Annotated in this window: 2 tRNA genes; both read right to left on the reverse strand. The window is 63.4% G+C overall.

What is annotated here, in order from left to right:
• Window positions 1–47: 47 nt before the first annotated feature.
• Window positions 48–123: transfer RNA gene (locus FV218_RS22545), tRNA-Ala, on the reverse strand.
• 126 nt (window positions 124–249) lie between these two features.
• Window positions 250–326, reverse strand: a tRNA-Ile gene (locus tag FV218_RS22550).
• Between the last annotated feature and the right edge of the window lie 48 nt (window positions 327–374).

Here is a 374-nt window from a genome sequence, read left to right on the forward strand (position 1 = left end):
AGGCTCGTTTGCCCCCGTCGCGCCGTTAGGCTGCGGGTGAGGACAAATGGTGGAGCTGGACGGGATCGAACCGACGACCTGATGCTTGCAAAGCAACTGCTCTCCCAGCTGAGCTACAGCCCCAAACGATGTTGGATCGGAGCGCGGGGAGAACGAGGCGAAGCCTCGCAAGGCCGACCGGCCGCCCGCGCTGATGCGCGGAGCCTAAGGTCACGGAGTGACCGCCGGCGCCTGAGGCCAGCAAAAGAATGGTGGGCCTGGGACGACTCGAACGTCCGACCTCACCCTTATCAGGGGTGCGCTCTAACCACCTGAGCTACAGGCCCAAGGCGATCAGATTGGCATCCATGACGATGCACCGATCACGCTATCCG

It is taken from the genome of Methylobacterium sp. WL69, from assembly GCF_008039485.1.
In the GTDB taxonomy this organism is placed as follows: Bacteria; Pseudomonadota; Alphaproteobacteria; order Rhizobiales; family Beijerinckiaceae; genus Methylobacterium.